Raw genomic sequence first — 2,144 nt, forward strand, 5'->3', positions numbered from 1 at the left:
CCGCGGGGCCGCGGGCCCCGCCGCGACCGGCGCCGGCGGGCGATCCTGGAGGCGACGCTGCGGGTCGTGGCGCGCGACGGCGTGGCCGGCGTGAGCCACCGGTCCGTGGCCCGGGAGGCGGGCGTGCCCACGACGTCCACCACCTACTACTACGCGACGCTGGACGACCTGCTGATCGCCACGCTCACGTGGTCGGCCGAGCAGATGGCGGCGAGCTTCCGCGAGGTGCCCCTGACGCCCCCGGCGGTGGCGCGGTTCGTCGCGGACGCCGCCGGCCCGCACCGCGACCGGACCCTCGCGGAGTACGAGCTGTACCTGCTGGCGGCGCGCCGCCCGGAGCTGCGCCCGGCGGCCCGCCGGTGGATCTCGCTCATGACCGGGGTCGCCGGCCCGCGCGACCCGGTGGCGCTGCGCGCGGTCCTCGCGGGGCTCGACGGGCTGCTGATCCAGGCGTTGATCGCGGATTTCCCCCCAATGGCGGAGGAATTGGAGCCCGTCGTGTCCCTTCTGATGCTTGGCGGATGACCTTCGCGCGGGACACTGGTGGCATGAGGTTCGCCGGTCGTGAGTCGTGGCAGGTGTCACACGGGACGAGTCAGACGGTCAACACCGCGCTGTTCGTCCGGGACACGCTCGCGCTCTCGGTCGAGACCGTGCCCGAGCTGCCCGGGCTCGACCCGTCCGTGCCGGTCGTGGTCCCGCCGGGGATCGACCGCGCGGGCGCGGCCGAGGAGTGGCTCGGCTGGTGGGCCGACGTGCTCGACCACGCCCGGGCCGAGTTGCCCGGCAGCGCGCCGGACGACCCGGCCGGCCCGTCGTTGCAGATCAGGCCCGCGTTGCGGGCGGCCGTGCTGGCGCTGGGCGAGGCGGCGGCCGAGTACGACCACCGGTACGTGACGTCCCGGGGCGCGTTGCCGATCGGCGAGGTGGTGCGCGGCGTCGAGGGCAGGCTCGGCCGGTACGCGCGGCCGTTCCGGCTGGTGATCACCGAGGTGCCGGTGCAGGGCATGGTGTGGGAGCGGATGACCGAGACGCACGTGATCGCCTCGCAGCGCTTCCTGGTCGACCCGGCCCGGTCCGCGCCCGCGCTGCGGGCCGTGGTGGAGTCGCTGGCCTGACCGCCGGGGGTAGGGCCAACCCCCGTACCGGATCGGGGGTCTCCCCGGTGGGTCGGCCGGGTCGCCGCGCCTAGCGTGGGGGTCGACAACACGACGCCTGAGGGGGCAGCGGTGGTTAAGCGGATCGCGGTGGGTGCGGGGGTGGCGGTGGCCGCGGTGCTCGTGCTGACGTCGTGCGTGCGGCTCGTGCAGAACGGCTTCGACGACCGGCACTCGCTGTCCGACCGGGTGACCGAGGTCCGGGTCCAGAACGGCTCCGGCAACGTGACCGTGCGCGGCGGCGACAGCGGGGCGGGGACCGACATCCGCCGGCGCGTCGAGTACCCGAAGGGCCGGGACAAGCCCGAGGGCGTCTCGTACCGCCTGGAGGGCACCACCCTCGTCCTGGACGGCTGCGGCAGCCGGTGCTCGGTGGACTACGACGTCACCCTGCCCTCCGCGGACGTCCGGATCACCGGCGAGAACTCCTCCGGCGACGTCCACCTGGAGCGCGTGGCGAGCGTGGACCTGCACGTCGGCTCCGGCAACGCGACGTTCCGCGACGTGGCGGGTTCGGTGCGCGTCGACAACAGCTCGGGCGACCTGGACGTCGTGGCCGTGGGCGGCGACTTCACCGGCCGGGTCGGCTCCGGCAACACCAGGCTGTCCGGTATGCGCGGCGCGGTCACCGTCGAGAGCAGCTCCGGCGACGTGGACCTCGCCACCGACGCGGTGAAATCCGTGCGCGCCGACGCGGGCAGCGGCAACCTGACCGTCGTCGTGCCGCCGGGCTCCTACCGCGTCGACGCGGCCACCGGCAGCGGGGAGACGGCCGTCTCCGTCGCCGACGACCCGAACGGCGCGGCCGAGCTGTACCTGCGCTCCGGCAGCGGCGACGTCACGGTCCGCGCCGCCGCCTAGGCGCCCACCCCGTCGGGCCCCGGCGGGGGCGCCGCCCCCGGGCGCCCCCCCGGGGGGGGTGGGTGGCGGCGCAAAACCCCCCCGGGGCAACCCCCCGCCACCCCCCCGGGGGGACGGCGGAGGGTT

The 2,144-nt window shown here is 75.8% G+C and carries 3 protein-coding genes; all 3 read left to right on the top strand.

Annotated elements, in window-relative coordinates:
- Positions 1–525 (top strand): TetR/AcrR family transcriptional regulator (locus ACFXGA_RS03400; protein ID WP_378083956.1); only part of this gene is annotated, 525 nt, incomplete at its 5' end.
- A 23-nt stretch (positions 526–548) separates the two neighbouring features.
- On the top strand, positions 549–1,118 hold the full coding sequence (locus tag ACFXGA_RS03405) for a hypothetical protein (protein WP_378083958.1): 570 nt from the start codon (positions 549–551) through the stop codon (positions 1,116–1,118).
- Between the two features lie 111 nt (positions 1,119–1,229).
- On the top strand, positions 1,230–2,018 hold the full coding sequence (locus ACFXGA_RS03410; RefSeq protein ID WP_378083959.1) for a DUF4097 family beta strand repeat-containing protein: 789 nt from the start codon (positions 1,230–1,232) through the stop codon (positions 2,016–2,018).
- The last annotated feature ends 126 nt before the right edge of the window (positions 2,019–2,144 follow it).

This window comes from Actinosynnema sp. NPDC059335 (assembly GCF_042752395.1).
Taxonomy (GTDB): domain Bacteria; phylum Actinomycetota; class Actinomycetes; order Mycobacteriales; family Pseudonocardiaceae; genus Actinosynnema.